This is a genomic window from Geodermatophilus sp. SYSU D00698 (assembly GCF_054050335.1).
Genome location: NZ_JBJGZD010000020.1, coordinates 85,525 through 98,905 on the forward strand (window position 1 = coordinate 85,525; position 13,381 = coordinate 98,905).

Sequence of the window (13,381 nt, forward strand, 5' to 3'; positions counted from 1 at the left end):
CCCTGCCGGAGGAGCCGCCGGGCGCGCGAGGCCGGGTCAGCCGGGCAGCTGGCCGTAGGTGTGCTCGGGGGTGAACCGGACGACCAGGCGCCGCTCGGCCACCATCGCCCGGCGGTAGTCGTCCCAGTCCTCGTGCTCCTCGGAGATGCCGCGGTAGTAGGCGACGAGCTCCTCCACCGTGGCGTCGTGCGGGTCGGCGGCGACCGGGGTGAGCTCCGCGGTGCCCTCGACGGCCACCCACGACCAGAGGTCGCGCGAGGTCACGTGCAGGGTGAGCCGCGGGTCGGCCCGGAGGTTGCGCGTCTTGGCCCGGTCCGCGGTCACCGAGATCCGGAACAGCCGCCGCTCCGGGTCGTAGGCGTAGCCGACGGTGGACACCTGGGGCCGCCCGTCGCGCTTGACCGTGGCCAGCACGCCCATGTGGTGCTCCGCCACGAAGGCCAGGTGCCGCTCGTCGGCGGTCACCGGATCCGCCCCCGGGCCTTGAGCGGCACCGGCGGCAGCGCCGGCGCGAGCTGCCGCTGGTCCTCGTCGAACCCGGCGACGACGCCGAACCGCGGGTCGCCGTCGTTCCACCGCTCGGCGTACTCGGCGATCTCCTCGCCGGAGCGGCCGACGAAGTTCCACCACATGACCAGCCGCTCCTCGAACGGCTCGCCGCCGAGCAGCAGCAGCCTCGTGGCCGCCTCGGTCCGGATCCGCACCGACCGCCGGCCGGTGCCCAGGTAGACCATCGCCCCGTGCGCCAGCGGCGCGCCCTCGACGTCGGCCCCGCCCGAGGCGCCGAGGAGCGCGTGCTCGAAGTCCGGCTCCAGCGGCACCTCGACGTCGGCGCCCGCGGCCAGGTCCAGGTCGACGCCGACGATCGCCGTGTGCGCGGTGCCCGGCGACACCGCGCCGCCGAACCCGCCCATCAGCACCGTCGCGGTCAGCCCGTCGGAGGTGAACCCGGGCAGCGTCGCGTGGTGCTCGAAGGCCGGCGCGGTGTCGCGGGTGGCGTCGGGCAGCGCCACCCACAGCTGGGCGCCGTGCAGGAACCGCGGGTGCGGCACCGGCGACTGCTCGGAGTGCGCGATGCCGTGCCCGGCGGTCATGAGCGCGAGCTGGCCGGGGCCGAAGGTGACGTCGCTGCCGAGCGAGTCGCGGTGGTGCACGGTGCCCTGGAGCAGCCAGGACACCGTCTGCAGCCCGGTGTGCGGGTGCGGGGTCACCTGCATGCCGGAGGTCGCCGCGACGTCGTCGGGGCCGTAGTGGTCGACGAACGCCCAGGCGCCGACCATCCGGCGGCCGAGAGTCGGCAGCAGCCGCCGGACGACGGTGTTCTCCCCCAGCGGCACCTCCTTGGCGGGCAGCAGGTCGAGGGCCGGACCGGCGGCCGTGCCGTCCAGGCCACCCACCTCGCGCGGGGTGGGGCGGGGCTCGGTGTTGCTCATGGGCGGACCTCCGGACGGCGGACGGCGGGCAGGGTCAGCGGGGTTCGGGCGCGGTCGGGCAGCGCAGCGCGGCCAGGTCCCAGCCGGCGCGGCGGGCGCCGGCGGCGTAGGCGCTGTCCAGGAACTCCAGGACGGTGGCGCGCGGGTCGGCCGCCGCCCGCACGTCCTCGTAGGGCAGCAGCGCGAGGTGGGCGCCGCGGCTGTCGATCCACCGCGCCGCCGCCGGCCGCAGCGGCTCCTCGGCCAGGCCCGCGGGCTCGGGCGCGGTGTAGGAGTAGAACGCCGGCTCCGGGACCTGGTCGTCGCCGAACCAGAAGCCGGCGCTGATCACCTCGTGCGAGTAGGCCTCGCGGGTGACCGGGTCGACGGTGTCCGGCTGCTCCACCCGGCGGTCGGAGAAGCGGGTGACGGCCAGGTCGAAGGTGTGCCAGAAGTGGTGCACCGGGCTGGTCTTGGCGTAGCTGCGGCCGGCGAACTCCTCGAGCACCTGGGCCACCTGGCCGAGCACCACCCAGTAGCGGGTCACCGCGGCGCGGTCGTAGGCGGCGTGGTGCTCGTCCTCGGCGAACGGCGTGCGGTCGGCCAGGTCGAAGGGGACGGGCAGCTCGACGGTCGCGGGCAGGCCCAGCGCCGACAGGCTGCCGAGCAGCTGCCGGTAGAAGGCCGCCACGCTCAGCCCGGGCAGCGGGAACGACGTCCGCCGCCCGTCGGCCACGGCGATCTCGAGCCGGTGGTCGACCAGGTCGAGGTCGACGGCGAAGACGGGGTCGAAGCCCATCGGCCGGGTGGTCAGGCCGCGGCCGGTGAGGTGGAAGGGGACGTGCCACCAGTGGTTGCGCCGCGGGGCGTTGGCCAGCCGCAGCTTGCCCACGACCTGCAGGAACCGGTGCAGGGTGTCCTTGGTGTCGGCCCAGTCGGCCAGCGGCACGGGCGGGAAGACGGGCACGGGGGCTCCTCGGTCGGCGGTCGCGGCCAGCATGCAGGCCCCGGCGGCGGCGCGGAAGCCGCCACCGGGGCCGTGCTCACCGTCCGCTGCTCACCGTCCGCTGCTCACCGTCCGCTGCTCACCGTCCGGTGCTCACTGCCCCGTCCCGCCGCGCACGGCGGCGTGCGCGTAGGTGGCCGGGATGCTGCCGAGCCGGCCGGCCCGGGAGTCGGCGAACGCGTCGAGCAGCTCCTGCCGGGTGTTCATGACGAACGGCCCGTACATCGCGACCGGCTCACGGATCGGCCGCCCGCCGAGGACGACGACGTCGAGCGCCGGCGTGCGCGACTCCTGCCGCACCGCGCCGCGGACGGTCACCGTGTCGCCGGGGCCGAGGACGGCGAGCCGGCCGGTGCGCACCGGCGCCCCGTCGATGCCGACCGAGCCGGCGCCGGACAGGACGTAGACCAGTGCGTTGAACGAGGGGTCCCACGGCAGGTCGAGCGTCGCGCCGGGGGAGACGGTGGCGTGCACCATCGCCATCGGCGTGTACGTCGAGCCCGGCCCGCGGTGCCCGGCGACGTCGCCGGCGATGACCCGCAGCAACGCGCCGGCGTCGGGGCTGGCCAGCAGCACCGACAGGTCGGCGCGCAGGTCCTGGTAGCGCGGCTGCACCCACTTCTGCGCCCGCGGCAGGTTCACCCAGAGCTGCAGGCCGTGGAACAGCCCGCCGCTGACCACGAGGTGCTCCGGCGGCCGCTCGACGTGCAGCACGCCGCCGCCGGCGGTCATCCACTGCGTGTCGCCGTCGCCGATCGTGCCGCCGCCCCCGTGCGAGTCGGCGTGCTCGAAGGTGCCGTCGAGGATGTAGGTGACGGTCTCGAAGCCGCGGTGCGGGTGCCAGGACGTGCCCCTGGGCTCACCGGGGGCGTACTCGACCTCGCCCATCTGGTCCATGTGCAGGAACGGGTCCAGGTCGCGCAGGTCGACCCCGGCGAAGGCGCGGCGGACCGGGAAGCCCTCGCCCTCGAGGCCCGACGGCGCGGTGGTCACCGAGCGGGTGCGGCGGCGGACCGTGCCCGGCCCGGGCAGCGGGACGCGCGGCAGGGTGGTGGGGTCCTCGACGGTGACGGCGGGCATCGCCGGCCTCCTCAGTTGAGCTCTCAACCAGTGGCGACCACAGCACCGCGTGCGGCGGATCTGTTCCCGGTCGTTTCGCCCGCCCGCACACCGGTCACGTCCCGGGGGTGGACGAGGTCGGCCGGCGGTCCGGTTGCCCGAAGCGCATGGTCTTCGGTCCGTGCGGCGGGGTCCGGGACGACGGCCGCTGCGAGGTCGCCGAGGAGCGGTGCGTCTTCGTCGACGACCCCGCGCCGGCGTGGGACGCGCCGGCGCCGCCCCCCGCGCCGCCCCGGCCGGGCGGTCTGCTCGACCGCGCCCGCACCCGGCCCGTCGTGCTGACCGACCTCAGCGTGGCGCCCTACGACCCGGCCTCCCTGCGCCGGGTGGTCGGGGCGCTGGCCCCCGTCTCCGATGGGCTGCTGGTGGGCGAGCACGCCAACCGCCCGGACTTCCCGCCCACCCTCGTCGCCGCGGAGGTCCTGCAGGCCGGCGGCCGGCCGTGGACCACGCTGGCCTGCCGGGACCGCAACCGCGTCGTCCTCGAGCAGGAGCTGGCCGGCCTGGCCGCCGTCGGCGTCGACGGCGTCCTCTGCGTGACCGGCGACGCCCGCGGCCCCGGCGTCCGGCCCGGCGCCACCCAGGTCTTCGACCTCGACGGCGTCCGGCTGGCCGCGCTCGCGGCGACCGCCGGGCTGCCGGTCGCCGTCCCGGAGTCGCCGTCCGCGCCGCCGGTGCACCGGCGCCCCGCCCGGGTGGCGGACAAGCAGCGGGCCGGCGCGCAGCTGTGCGTGCTCAACCACGTGCGCACGCCGGCCGAGGTGGCGGTCTTCGTCGCCGCGGCCCGCCGGGCCGGGGCCACGCTGCCGTTCGTCGCCGCGGTGGCGGTCTACACCGACGAGCGGTCGGCCCGGGTGCTCCAGGGGTTCCCCGGCCTGCACGTGGACGACGCGACGGTCGAGCGCGTGCTCGCGGCCCCGGACCCCCGGGCGGCCGGCATCGCGGCCGCGGTGGCCGAGGCCCGGGCGCTGCTGGCGGTCCCCGGGGTCGTCGGGGTCAACCTCTCCGGCCCGGCCGCGGGCGGCGGGGAGGACGCCGGGGCGCAGGTCAAGGCGGAGGTCGCCGCCGCCGTCCGGGAGGTCGCGTGAGCGAGCTGGAGAGCGAGGCGATGGAGGCCGAGTTCGGCGACGTCGCCGGCTGGACCGAGGAGGCGGTGCGGGCGCTGGGAGCCGGGCACGCCATCCCGGCCGGGTGCCGGGGCAGCGGCAGCGAGGGCGCGCTGCGCTGGCTGGCCGACCGGCTGGCGCTGCGCCCGGGCAGCCGGGTGCTCGACGCCGGCGCCGGGGTCGGCGGGCCGGCCGGCTGGCTGGCCGCCGACCGCGGGGTCCGGCCCGTGTGCGCCGAGCCGATGCACACCGCGGCGCGGGCGGCCGCCCGGCTGTTCGGCCTGCCGTCGGTCACGGCGGTGGCCCAGCGGCTGCCCTTCCGCGACGCCGCGTTCGACGCGGCGTGGTGCCTCGGGGTGCTGTGCACGACCGCCGACAAGCCCGGTGCGCTGGCCGAGCTGCGCCGGGTGCTGGCCGACGGCGGCCGGCTGGGCCTGCTGGTCTTCGTCGCCGTCGGTCCGCTGCCGCCGCCGCTGCCGGAGGGCAACGAGTTCCCCGGCGAGCGCGAACTGGCGGAGCTGCTGGCCGCGGCCGGGTTCCGGCTGGGGGAGACCGCGACCGCGGACCTCGGGGACAGCCCGCCGGAGTGGAGCGGACGGGCCGACGCCGTCGACGCCGAGGTGGCCCGCCGGCACGGGGAGGACCCGCGCTGGCGCGAGGCGCAGGAGCAGTCCCGCCGGGTGGGCCGGCTGCTCGCCGACGGCGCGCTGCGGCCGTGGCTCGGGGTCGCCGAGGCGCGCTGACGCCGGCCGCGGGGAGGGGCGGGTCAGGAGGCGAGCTCGCCCTCGGCGGCGACCACCGGCGGGCCGTGCTCGGCGATCAGCGCGGTGGTGGCGACCTCGGCGTCGTCGAGGTGGACGGCGTCGCGCGGGTCGGCCGTGTCGAGCACCCGGGTCTCGTGCCCGCGGCCCACGAGCAGGACGACGTCGGCCGGGCCGGCGGCGCGCACCGCCGCCAGGATCGCCGCGCGCCGGTCCGGGACGGTGCGCACGGCCGCGTCCGCCCCCAGCAGGCCGACCCGCAGCTCGGCCACGATCGCCGCCGGGTCCTCCCCGTGGCTGCCCTCGTTGGTCAGCCAGACGACGTCGGCCGCGCGGGCGGACTCGCCCAGGCCCTGCCGCTTGTACCGGTCGCGGCGGCCGCGGGCGCCGAGCACGAGGTGCACCCGGCCGCCGGGCCGGCACAGGTCGCGGGCGGTGGTGACCGCCGCGGCCAGCGCGCGCGGGGTGTGCGCGTAGTCCACGACGACCAGCGGCCGCCCGCGCCCGCCGAGCACGGTGTTGCGCCCCCGCGGCGGCGCGACCGTGGCCAGGCCGTCGGCGATCCGCACCGGGTCCACCCCGAGCACCCGCCCGGTGGCCCACGCCGCGGCCAGGTTGGTCACGTGCACCCGGCCGACCAGCGGGCTGTGCACCCGGTGGCCGCCGGTGTCGTCGGCCAGCAGCACGTCGGTGCCGCCGACGCCGGTGCGCCAGCCCAGGACCCGGACGTCGGCGTCCGCGGCCGAGCCCACGCGGGTCACCGGCACCGGCGCCTGGTCGGCCAGCCGCCGGCCCCACGGCTCGTCGACCACCACGACGCCGGCCGCCGCGCGGTCGCGCTCGAACAGCCGCGCCTTGCTCGCCCAGTACTGCTCGAGGGTGCCGTGGTGGTCGAGGTGGTCCTCCTCGAAGCCGGTGAACACCGCGACGTCGAAGCGCAGCCCGTCGATGCGGCCCACGTCCAGCGCGATCGAGGACGCCTCGACGACGGCCCGCCGCGCCCCGGCGTCGACCATCCAGCGCAGCAGCTCGTGCAGCTCCGGGGCCTCGGGCGTGGTCAGCGCCGTCCCGCGCGAGCGGGTGCCGACGGACGCGCCGAGCGTGCCGACGACGCCGGTGCGGGCGCCCGCCGCGTCGAGCACCCCGCGCACGAGCGCGCCGGTCGTCGTCTTGCCGTTGCTGCCGGTCACCCCGACCAGGCGCAGGGCGCGCGCCGGGTCGCCGGCGAGCAGCGCGCCGAGCGGGCCGAGCTGGGCGCGCACCGAGGAGACGCGCAGCTGCGGCAGCGCGACGTCGACCGGTCGGTCCACCAGCAGCGCCGCGGCACCCGCCCGCGCGGCGGCCCCGGCGTGCCGGTGCCCGTCGCTGACCGCGCCGCGGACGCAGGCGAACAGCGAGCCGGGCGCCACCCGCCGGGAGTCGGTGACCAGGCCGCGCACGGTCAGGGCGTCGGTGCCCCCGACGCGGCGGACCTCCCCGCCGGGGACGGTGGCCGCCCGCCGCTCGACGTCCGGCCAGGTCACGGCGGGGAGGGGCACCCGGCCGACGGTAGGTGGCGCGCAATGTTCTCGCAGGTCGAGCAATCCGCCCCGGCGCGTCGTCGCCGTCCGGAAACGCGCCGGACACACGCCCGAACTAGGTTCCGGACCATGGCGGACCTCTTCGACGGCTACCCACTCGGGGAGCAGTGGGACGAGATGTTCGGCGGCCCGGCGCAGCCCCGGCCGGCCTACGCCGGGCTGTTCGCGTCGCTGCAGCCGATGGCCGGCGAGGAGCTCGCCGCGCGCGCGGACCTGCTGTCGCAGACCTACCGGGACGCCGGGGTCACCTTCGCCCACGCCGGCGAGGAGCAGCCCTTCCCGCTGGACATCGTGCCGCGGGTGATCGGGGCCGACGAGTGGGCGGTCGTCGAGCGCGGCGTGGCCCAGCGGGTGCACGCGCTGGAGGCCTTCCTCGCCGACGTGTACGGCGCGGGCGAGGTCTTCGCCGACGGCGTCGTGCCGCGCAGCGTGGTCACGACGAGCGCGCACTTCCACCGGCAGGCGCACGGGCTGGTGCCGCCCAACGGCGTGCGGGTGCACGTGGCCGGGATCGACCTGGTGCGCGACGAGGCCGGCGACTTCCGGGTGCTCGAGGACAACCTGCGCTCGCCGTCCGGGGTCAGCTACGTCATCACCAACCGCGCGGCGATGAGCCAGGTGCTGCCCGAGCTGTTCGCCGACCACCGCATCGAGCCGGTGGCGGACTACCCGACCCGCCTGCTCGAGGCGCTCAAGGCCTCGGCGCCGCCGAACGTCAGCGACCCGACCGTCGTCCTGCTCACCCCGGGCGTCTACAACTCCGCCTACTTCGAGCACGCGCTGCTGGCCCGGCAGATGGGCGTGGAGCTGGTCGAGGGCCGCGACCTGGTGTGCGCCGGCAACCAGGTGAGCATGCGCACCACCGACGGCCAGCGCCGCGTCGACGTCATCTACCGGCGCATCGACGACGACTTCCTCGACCCGGTGCACTTCCGTCCCGACTCGGTGATCGGCTGCGCCGGCGTCCTCAACGCCGCCCGCGCCGGCCGGGTGACCATCGCCAACGCCGTCGGCAACGGCGTCGCCGACGACAAGCTGCTCTACACCTGGGTGCCCGACCTCGTCCGCTACTACCTCGCCGAGGAGCCGGTCCTCGACAACGCCGAGACCCACCGGCTCGACGACGAGGACACCGTGCGCTGGGTGCTCGACTGCCTCGACCAGCTGGTGCTCAAGCCGGTCGACGGCTCGGGCGGCAAGGGCATCGTCATCGGCCCGCGCGCCGACGACGCGACGCTCGCCGAGCTGGCGGAGAAGGTCCGCGCCCGGCCCCGCGACTGGATCGCGCAGCGGCCGATCGGGCTGTCGACGTCGCCGACGCTGGTGGGCGGCCGGATCGCCCCGCGGCACGTCGACCTGCGGCCGTTCGCCGTCAACGACGGCGAGCGGGTCTGGGTGCTGCCCGGCGGGCTGACCCGCGTGGCGCTGCCCGAGGGCGAGCTGGTGGTCAACTCCAGCCAGGGCGGGGGCTCGAAGGACACGTGGGTGTTCAGCCCGCCGCGGCCGGCGCCCGAGGACGACGAGCCGCCGGCGCGCACCCGGATCGAGTTCACCGCCGCCGACCTGCCCGGCGACCCGCCCGGCCAGGACCCCGGCCCGTTCGAGGACGCCGTCGCCGGCCAGTCGCAACAGCAGCAGCAGACCCTGGGGGAGACGCCGTGCTGAGCCGGATCGCGGAGTCGCTGTTCTGGATCGGCCGGTACGTCGAGCGCGCCGACGACACCGCCCGGATCCTCGACGTGCACACCCAGCGGCTGGTCGAGGACCCGTGGATCGACGAGCGGCGGGCCTGCGCGAACCTGCTCGGCCTCATGGGCGCGGGCGTGCCCGAGGAGGAGGCCGACACCGAGCGGGTGCTCGCGACCCTGGCCTTCGAGCGGGACAGCCCGAGCTCGATCGTCGGGGCGCTGTCGGCGGCGCGGGAGAACGCCCGCGGCGCCCGCGAGGTGCTCTCGGCCGAGATCTGGGAGTCGCTCAACGTCACGCACAACGCGCTGCCGCAGCAGCGCACGATGGCCCGCCGGTACGGGCCGCACTCGCTGTTCCGGTTCGTCCGCGAGCGCTCGGCGATGGTCTTCGGCCTGGCCGACTCCACGATGAGCCGCGACGAGTCCTGGCTGTTCCTCGTCCTCGGCCGCTCGCTGGAGCGGGTGGACATGACCGCGCGGATCCTCTCCACCCGCGTGCTGGCCGGGGACGCGGCGCCGTCGTGGACGCTGGTGCTGCGCTCCACCGGCGCCTACGAGCCCTACCTGCGCACCTACCGCGGCGTCGTCGACTCCAGCCGCGCAGCGGAGTTCCTGCTGCTGGACCGGCTGTTCCCGCGGTCGGTGTTCGCCGCGCTGGAGCAGGCCGAGGCGTGCCTGGCCGAGCTGGAGCGCTCCACCGTCCGCGACGCCACCCGCATCGGCGTGGCCGGCGAGGCGCACCGGATCGTCGGCCGGGCGCGCACGATGCTCGAGTTCATGCCGCCGCCCGAGCTGCTGGACCGGCTGCCGCAGCGGCTCGACGAGCTGCAGCGCACCTGCTCGCTGGCCAGCGCGGCGGTCACCGGCCGGTTCTTCACCGAGCAGGCGCCGCAGGTGTGGGTGCCCGAGGGGGTCGCGTGAGCCAGTCGCAGGTCCAGACCCAGGTCCCCGGCCGGGCGCCGCGCCCGCCCGGCGACCGCTGGCGGCTGCAGGTCGTGCACACCACCCGGTTCCGCTACGGCGGGCCGGTGCGCTCCTCCTACAACGAGGCCCGGCTGACGCCGGAGAACAGCGGCCGGCAGACGACGCTGCGCTCGCGGGTGGAGATCGAGCCGGCCGCGACCGCGTTCGCCTACCGCGACTACTGGGGTTCGACGGTCACCGCCTTCGACCTGCACACCCCGCACCGGGAGCTGGTGGTCACCGGGACCTCGATCGTGGAGGCCGGCCCCGACGTCGTCGACCACGACCACGTGGGCTGGTCCGCCCTCCGCGGCCGGCTGGTCCGCGACCGCTTCGGCGAGCTGCTGGCCCCCACGCCCCGCACCGCCATGGACCCGACCGTGGTGCGCGCCGCCCGGGCCGCGGTCGGCGACGCCCCGCCGCACCAGGCCGGGCCCGCGGTGTGCCGGTTCGTCCGCGAGCACATGGAGTACCTGTCCGGCTCGACGTCGGTGCGGACCACGGCGATGCAGGCCTGGACGGCGGGCAGGGGCGTCTGCCAGGACATCTCGCACGTCACCGTGGGCCTGCTGCGCGAGCTGGGCCTGCCCGCCCGCTACGTCTCCGGCTACCTGCACCCGCGGCCGTCGGCCGGCATCGGCGAGACGGTGACCGGCGAGAGCCACGCCTGGGTGGAGTGGTGGGACGGCGGCTGGTGCGCCGCCGACCCCACCAACGGCGTCCCGATCGGGCCGCGGCACGTGACCCTGGGCCGCGGCCGCGACTACGGCGACGTCCCGCCGTTCACCGGCATCTTCTCGGGCCCGCGCAGCGACGGGCACACGGTGACCGTGGAGGTCACCCGGCTGGCCTAGGAGCCCCTCGCCCGGGAGCTCGCCTAGAAGCCCCGGAGCAGCCGGGCGACGCCGGTGAGCTCCTCCTCGGTGTCGGCGTCGGGGAGCACCTCGGTGCGGTCGGCCAGCCGCGGCCGCCACGCGGGCGGGGCGGACTCCAGCCAGGCGGCGCCGGCGTCGGTGAGGCGGCCGTCGGAGCGCAGCGGCGCCCAGCCGCGCAGGAAGCGCAGCCCCTCGGCGGCGGTGACCAGGGTGCGGGCCACGCCGCGGCCGCGGTACACCGGCTCGACGGTGACGTCGTCGACCAGGCCGGAGCGGATCCACCAGCGGACCTCGGCGATCCGGTCGGTCATCCTCACCCCGGCGGCGGCGACCTCGTGCGGGCGGACGACCGCGCCGGGCCGGAAGGCGTTGCCGCGGAAGGCCAGCAGCGAGGCGGCCGGGACGGCGCTGGTCGCGTGGGTGACCTCGGCGAACCACATCGGCGGGCAGGTCCCCGACAGCTCCTCGGCGACCTCGATGCGCACCACCCGGCCGTCGGAGGCACGGTGCCGGACGTCGACCTGCCAGCCGGCGGGGCGGCGCCCGCGGGCGTCGACGGCGGTCATGTCGACCGGGGTGCCGTCGGGGAAGCGGTCGGAGTTGACCGCCACCAGCGAGTACTCGACGGGGCCGGGGCCGTGGCGCAGCAGCCGGGCCCACCACAGCGCCGTCGTCCCCGGGGCGGGCTCGGCCAGCGGCGGGACCGCCCGCAGGCGCGGTGCCGCCGGCGCCGGGGCCGGGAACGCCGTGTCGTGGGCCGCTGCCGTCATGCTCATGTCGTCCTCCGCTCGTCCGCCCCGGACACCCGGGGTGTGCTGCCGATGACTCTCCGGACGCCGCTTGCGGGTGCCTTGGGGTCCACTAGCGGACCGCCCCGGGCGGCCGGGGCGTGCGGGCGGCCGGGGATACTGGGGTCCGATGACCTGGACCCGGCCGTGAGCGCCCCGCTGAACCTGCTCAACCTCGAGCGGGTCTCCAAGGCACACGGCACGACCGTGCTGCTCGACGGCGTCTCCCTCGGCGTCGCCGCCGGCGAGCGGATCGGCGTCGTGGGGCGCAACGGCAGCGGCAAGTCCACGCTGCTCGGCGTCCTCACCGGCCGCGAGGAGCCCGACTCCGGACGGGTCACCCGGCGCGGCGACCTCGCCGTCGGCGTCCTCGACCAGTCCGGCACGCTGCCGCCGGGCGCCACCGTCCGCGACGTCGTCCTGCCCGGGACGCTGTTCGCCGCCGAGCACGAGTGGGCCGCCGACCCGGCCGTCCGCAGCGTGCTGACCGGCCTGGAGCTCGACCGGCTCGGCCTGGACAGCCCGGTCGCCCCGATGTCCGGCGGCGAGCGCCGGCGGGTCGCCCTGGCCGCGCAGCTGATCCGGCCGCTGGACCTGCTGGTGCTCGACGAGCCGACCAACCACCTCGACGTCGAGGGTGTGGCCTGGCTGGCCGACTTCGTCAAGCGGCGGGTCGGCGCGCTGGTCGTCGTCACCCACGACCGGTGGTTCCTCGACGAGGTCTGCACGCAGACCTGGGAGGTCACCGACGGCGCGGTGCACGCCTACGAGGGCGGCTACGCGGCCTACACGCTGGCCCGCGCCGAGCGCGCCCGCGTCGCGGCGGTGACCGAGGAGCGGCGGCTGAACCTGGTGCGCAAGGAGCTCGCCTGGCTGCGCCGCGGCGCGCCGGCGCGCACCAGCAAGCCGCGGTTCCGCATCGAGGCGGCCGAGGCGCTCATCGCCGACGAGCCGCCGCCGCGGGAGTCGATGGCGCTGAAGGGCTTCGCCGCCCGGCGGCTCGGCAGGACCGTCTACGACGTCGAGGACGTCGACTACGCCGTGCCCTCCGACGACGGCCCGCGGGCGCTGTTCCGCGACCTGACCTGGCACGTGGGCCCCGGCGACCGCATCGGCGTGGTCGGCGTCAACGGCGCCGGCAAGACCTCGCTGCTGCGGCTGCTGGTCGGCGAGGTCGAGCCGGACCGCGGCCGGGTGGTGCGCGGGCAGACGGTGGCGCCCGCGTACCTGTCGCAGCACGTCACCGAGCTGCCCGGGCGGCTGCGGGTGCTCGAGGCGGTGCAGGAGATCGCCCGCATCGCGCGGATCGGCAACCAGGAGGTCTCCGCGTCGTCGCTGGCCGAGCGGTTCGGCTTCCCGGCGTCGCGGCAGTGGACGCCGGTCGGCGACCTCTCCGGCGGCGAGCGGCGGCGGCTGCAGCTGCTGCGCCTGCTCATGGCCGAGCCGAACGTGCTGCTGCTCGACGAGCCGACCAACGACCTCGACATCGACACGCTCACCCAGCTCGAGGACCTGCTCGACTCCTTCCCCGGCACGGTGCTGGTGGTCAGCCACGACCGGTACTTCGTCGACCGGGTCTGCGACTCGGTGGTCGCGCTGATGGGCGACGGCTCGCTGGCCGCGCTGCCCGGCGGGGTGGAGGAGTACCTCGCCCGCCGGGCCGCCGGTGAGGCAGCACTGCCCTCGGCCGGCTCCGGTCTCGCGCCCGCCGGCGGCGCCGCCCCGGCGCCCGCCCCGGCCGGCCCCTCGGCGGCGGAGGTGCGCGCCGCCCGCAAGGAGGCCGCCCGGCTCGAGCGGCGGCTGGAGAAGCTCGGCGCGGAGGAGGAGCGGCTGCACGCCGAGCTCGCCGCCGCGGCCACCGACCACGCGAGGGTCGTGGAGCTCGACGGCCGGCTGCGGACCCTGCTGGCCGAGAAGGACCGGGTCGAGACCGACTGGCTGGCCGCCGCGGAGCTCGCCGAGGGCTGACGCGGCGCCGTCGTCCTGGCTCACGCGAGCGCGGGCCGGGGGCACCCCGCGGGGGGGGGGCGGGAGGGCGCCCCTTTGGGGCCGGGGCCGGGGGTCGCGGGGGCGGGGGCCGGGG

General features: G+C 77.0%; 12 protein-coding genes. 6 read left to right on the forward strand and 6 right to left on the reverse strand.

What is annotated here, in order from left to right:
- Positions 1-36: 36 nt before the first annotated feature.
- From ACI8AB_RS17560 to ACI8AB_RS17575, 4 genes are all read right to left on the reverse strand, one after another.
- A complete protein-coding gene (locus ACI8AB_RS17560; RefSeq protein WP_387987491.1) occupies positions 37-465 on the reverse strand; it encodes a PPOX class F420-dependent oxidoreductase in 429 nt (142 codons plus the stop codon).
- A complete protein-coding gene (locus tag ACI8AB_RS17565) occupies positions 462-1,433 on the reverse strand; it encodes a pirin family protein (RefSeq protein ID WP_456951168.1) in 972 nt (323 codons plus the stop codon). The genes ACI8AB_RS17560 and ACI8AB_RS17565 overlap by 4 nt, the downstream gene beginning before the upstream one ends.
- Positions 1,434-1,467: 34 nt before the next feature.
- The gene (locus ACI8AB_RS17570; protein WP_456951169.1) at positions 1,468-2,379 is read right to left on the reverse strand and encodes a DUF5996 family protein; all 912 of its coding nucleotides are present in this window, start codon (positions 2,377-2,379) and stop codon (positions 1,468-1,470) included.
- A 132-nt stretch (positions 2,380-2,511) separates the two neighbouring features.
- Positions 2,512-3,498: a pirin family protein gene (locus ACI8AB_RS17575; RefSeq protein WP_456951170.1), complete on the reverse strand. Its 987-nt coding sequence runs from the start codon at positions 3,496-3,498 to the stop codon at positions 2,512-2,514.
- A gap of 107 nt (positions 3,499-3,605) precedes the next feature.
- Between ACI8AB_RS17575 and ACI8AB_RS17580 the strand changes: the two genes are divergently transcribed.
- The gene (locus tag ACI8AB_RS17580) at positions 3,606-4,625 is read left to right on the forward strand and encodes a methylenetetrahydrofolate reductase C-terminal domain-containing protein (RefSeq protein ID WP_456951171.1); all 1,020 of its coding nucleotides are present in this window, start codon (positions 3,606-3,608) and stop codon (positions 4,623-4,625) included.
- Entirely contained in the window at positions 4,622-5,386 is a 765-nt protein-coding gene (locus ACI8AB_RS17585; protein WP_456951172.1) for a class I SAM-dependent methyltransferase, read from the forward strand. The genes ACI8AB_RS17580 and ACI8AB_RS17585 overlap by 4 nt, the downstream gene beginning before the upstream one ends.
- A 23-nt stretch (positions 5,387-5,409) precedes the next feature.
- Here the strand turns inward: ACI8AB_RS17585 and ACI8AB_RS17590 are convergent, their stop codons facing one another.
- The gene (locus tag ACI8AB_RS17590) at positions 5,410-6,942 is read right to left on the reverse strand and encodes a Mur ligase family protein (RefSeq protein ID WP_456951173.1); all 1,533 of its coding nucleotides are present in this window, start codon (positions 6,940-6,942) and stop codon (positions 5,410-5,412) included.
- A 111-nt stretch (positions 6,943-7,053) separates the two neighbouring features.
- On the opposite strand from ACI8AB_RS17590, the gene ACI8AB_RS17595 reads away from it, so the two are divergent.
- From ACI8AB_RS17595 to ACI8AB_RS17605, 3 genes are read left to right on the forward strand one after another with little or no spacing between them, the layout of a single operon-like run.
- Positions 7,054-8,649 (forward strand): circularly permuted type 2 ATP-grasp protein, encoded by a 1,596-nt coding sequence (locus ACI8AB_RS17595; protein WP_456951174.1) that lies wholly within the window; start codon positions 7,054-7,056, stop codon positions 8,647-8,649.
- Positions 8,643-9,593 (forward strand): alpha-E domain-containing protein, encoded by a 951-nt coding sequence (locus ACI8AB_RS17600; RefSeq protein ID WP_387987478.1) that lies wholly within the window; start codon positions 8,643-8,645, stop codon positions 9,591-9,593. The genes ACI8AB_RS17595 and ACI8AB_RS17600 overlap by 7 nt, the downstream gene beginning before the upstream one ends.
- Positions 9,590-10,489, forward strand: coding sequence for a transglutaminase family protein (locus ACI8AB_RS17605; RefSeq protein WP_456951175.1), 900 nt, complete (start codon positions 9,590-9,592; stop codon positions 10,487-10,489). Before ACI8AB_RS17600 ends, ACI8AB_RS17605 begins: the two co-directional genes overlap by 4 nt.
- A 23-nt stretch (positions 10,490-10,512) precedes the next feature.
- On the opposite strand, the gene ACI8AB_RS17610 is transcribed toward ACI8AB_RS17605, so the two are convergent.
- The gene (locus ACI8AB_RS17610; RefSeq protein ID WP_456951176.1) at positions 10,513-11,286 is read right to left on the reverse strand and encodes a hypothetical protein; all 774 of its coding nucleotides are present in this window, start codon (positions 11,284-11,286) and stop codon (positions 10,513-10,515) included.
- Positions 11,287-11,445: 159 nt separating this feature from the next.
- Between ACI8AB_RS17610 and ACI8AB_RS17615 the strand changes: the two genes are divergently transcribed.
- The gene (locus ACI8AB_RS17615; protein WP_387987475.1) at positions 11,446-13,266 is read left to right on the forward strand and encodes an ABC-F family ATP-binding cassette domain-containing protein; all 1,821 of its coding nucleotides are present in this window, start codon (positions 11,446-11,448) and stop codon (positions 13,264-13,266) included.
- Positions 13,267-13,381 lie beyond the last annotated feature (115 nt).

What these genes read in the sequence shown, in the direction of transcription:
- ACI8AB_RS17610 (WP_456951176.1), bottom strand. Translation starts at nt 11,286, where the DNA reads ATGAGCATGACGGCAGCGGCCCACGACACGGCGTTCCCGGCCCCGGCG.
- ACI8AB_RS17565 (WP_456951168.1), bottom strand. Translation starts at nt 1,433, where the DNA reads ATGAGCAACACCGAGCCCCGCCCCACCCCGCGCGAGGTGGGTGGCCTG.
- ACI8AB_RS17575 (WP_456951170.1), bottom strand. Translation starts at nt 3,498, where the DNA reads ATGCCCGCCGTCACCGTCGAGGACCCCACCACCCTGCCGCGCGTCCCG.
- ACI8AB_RS17595 (WP_456951174.1), top strand. Translation starts at nt 7,054, where the DNA reads ATGGCGGACCTCTTCGACGGCTACCCACTCGGGGAGCAGTGGGACGAG.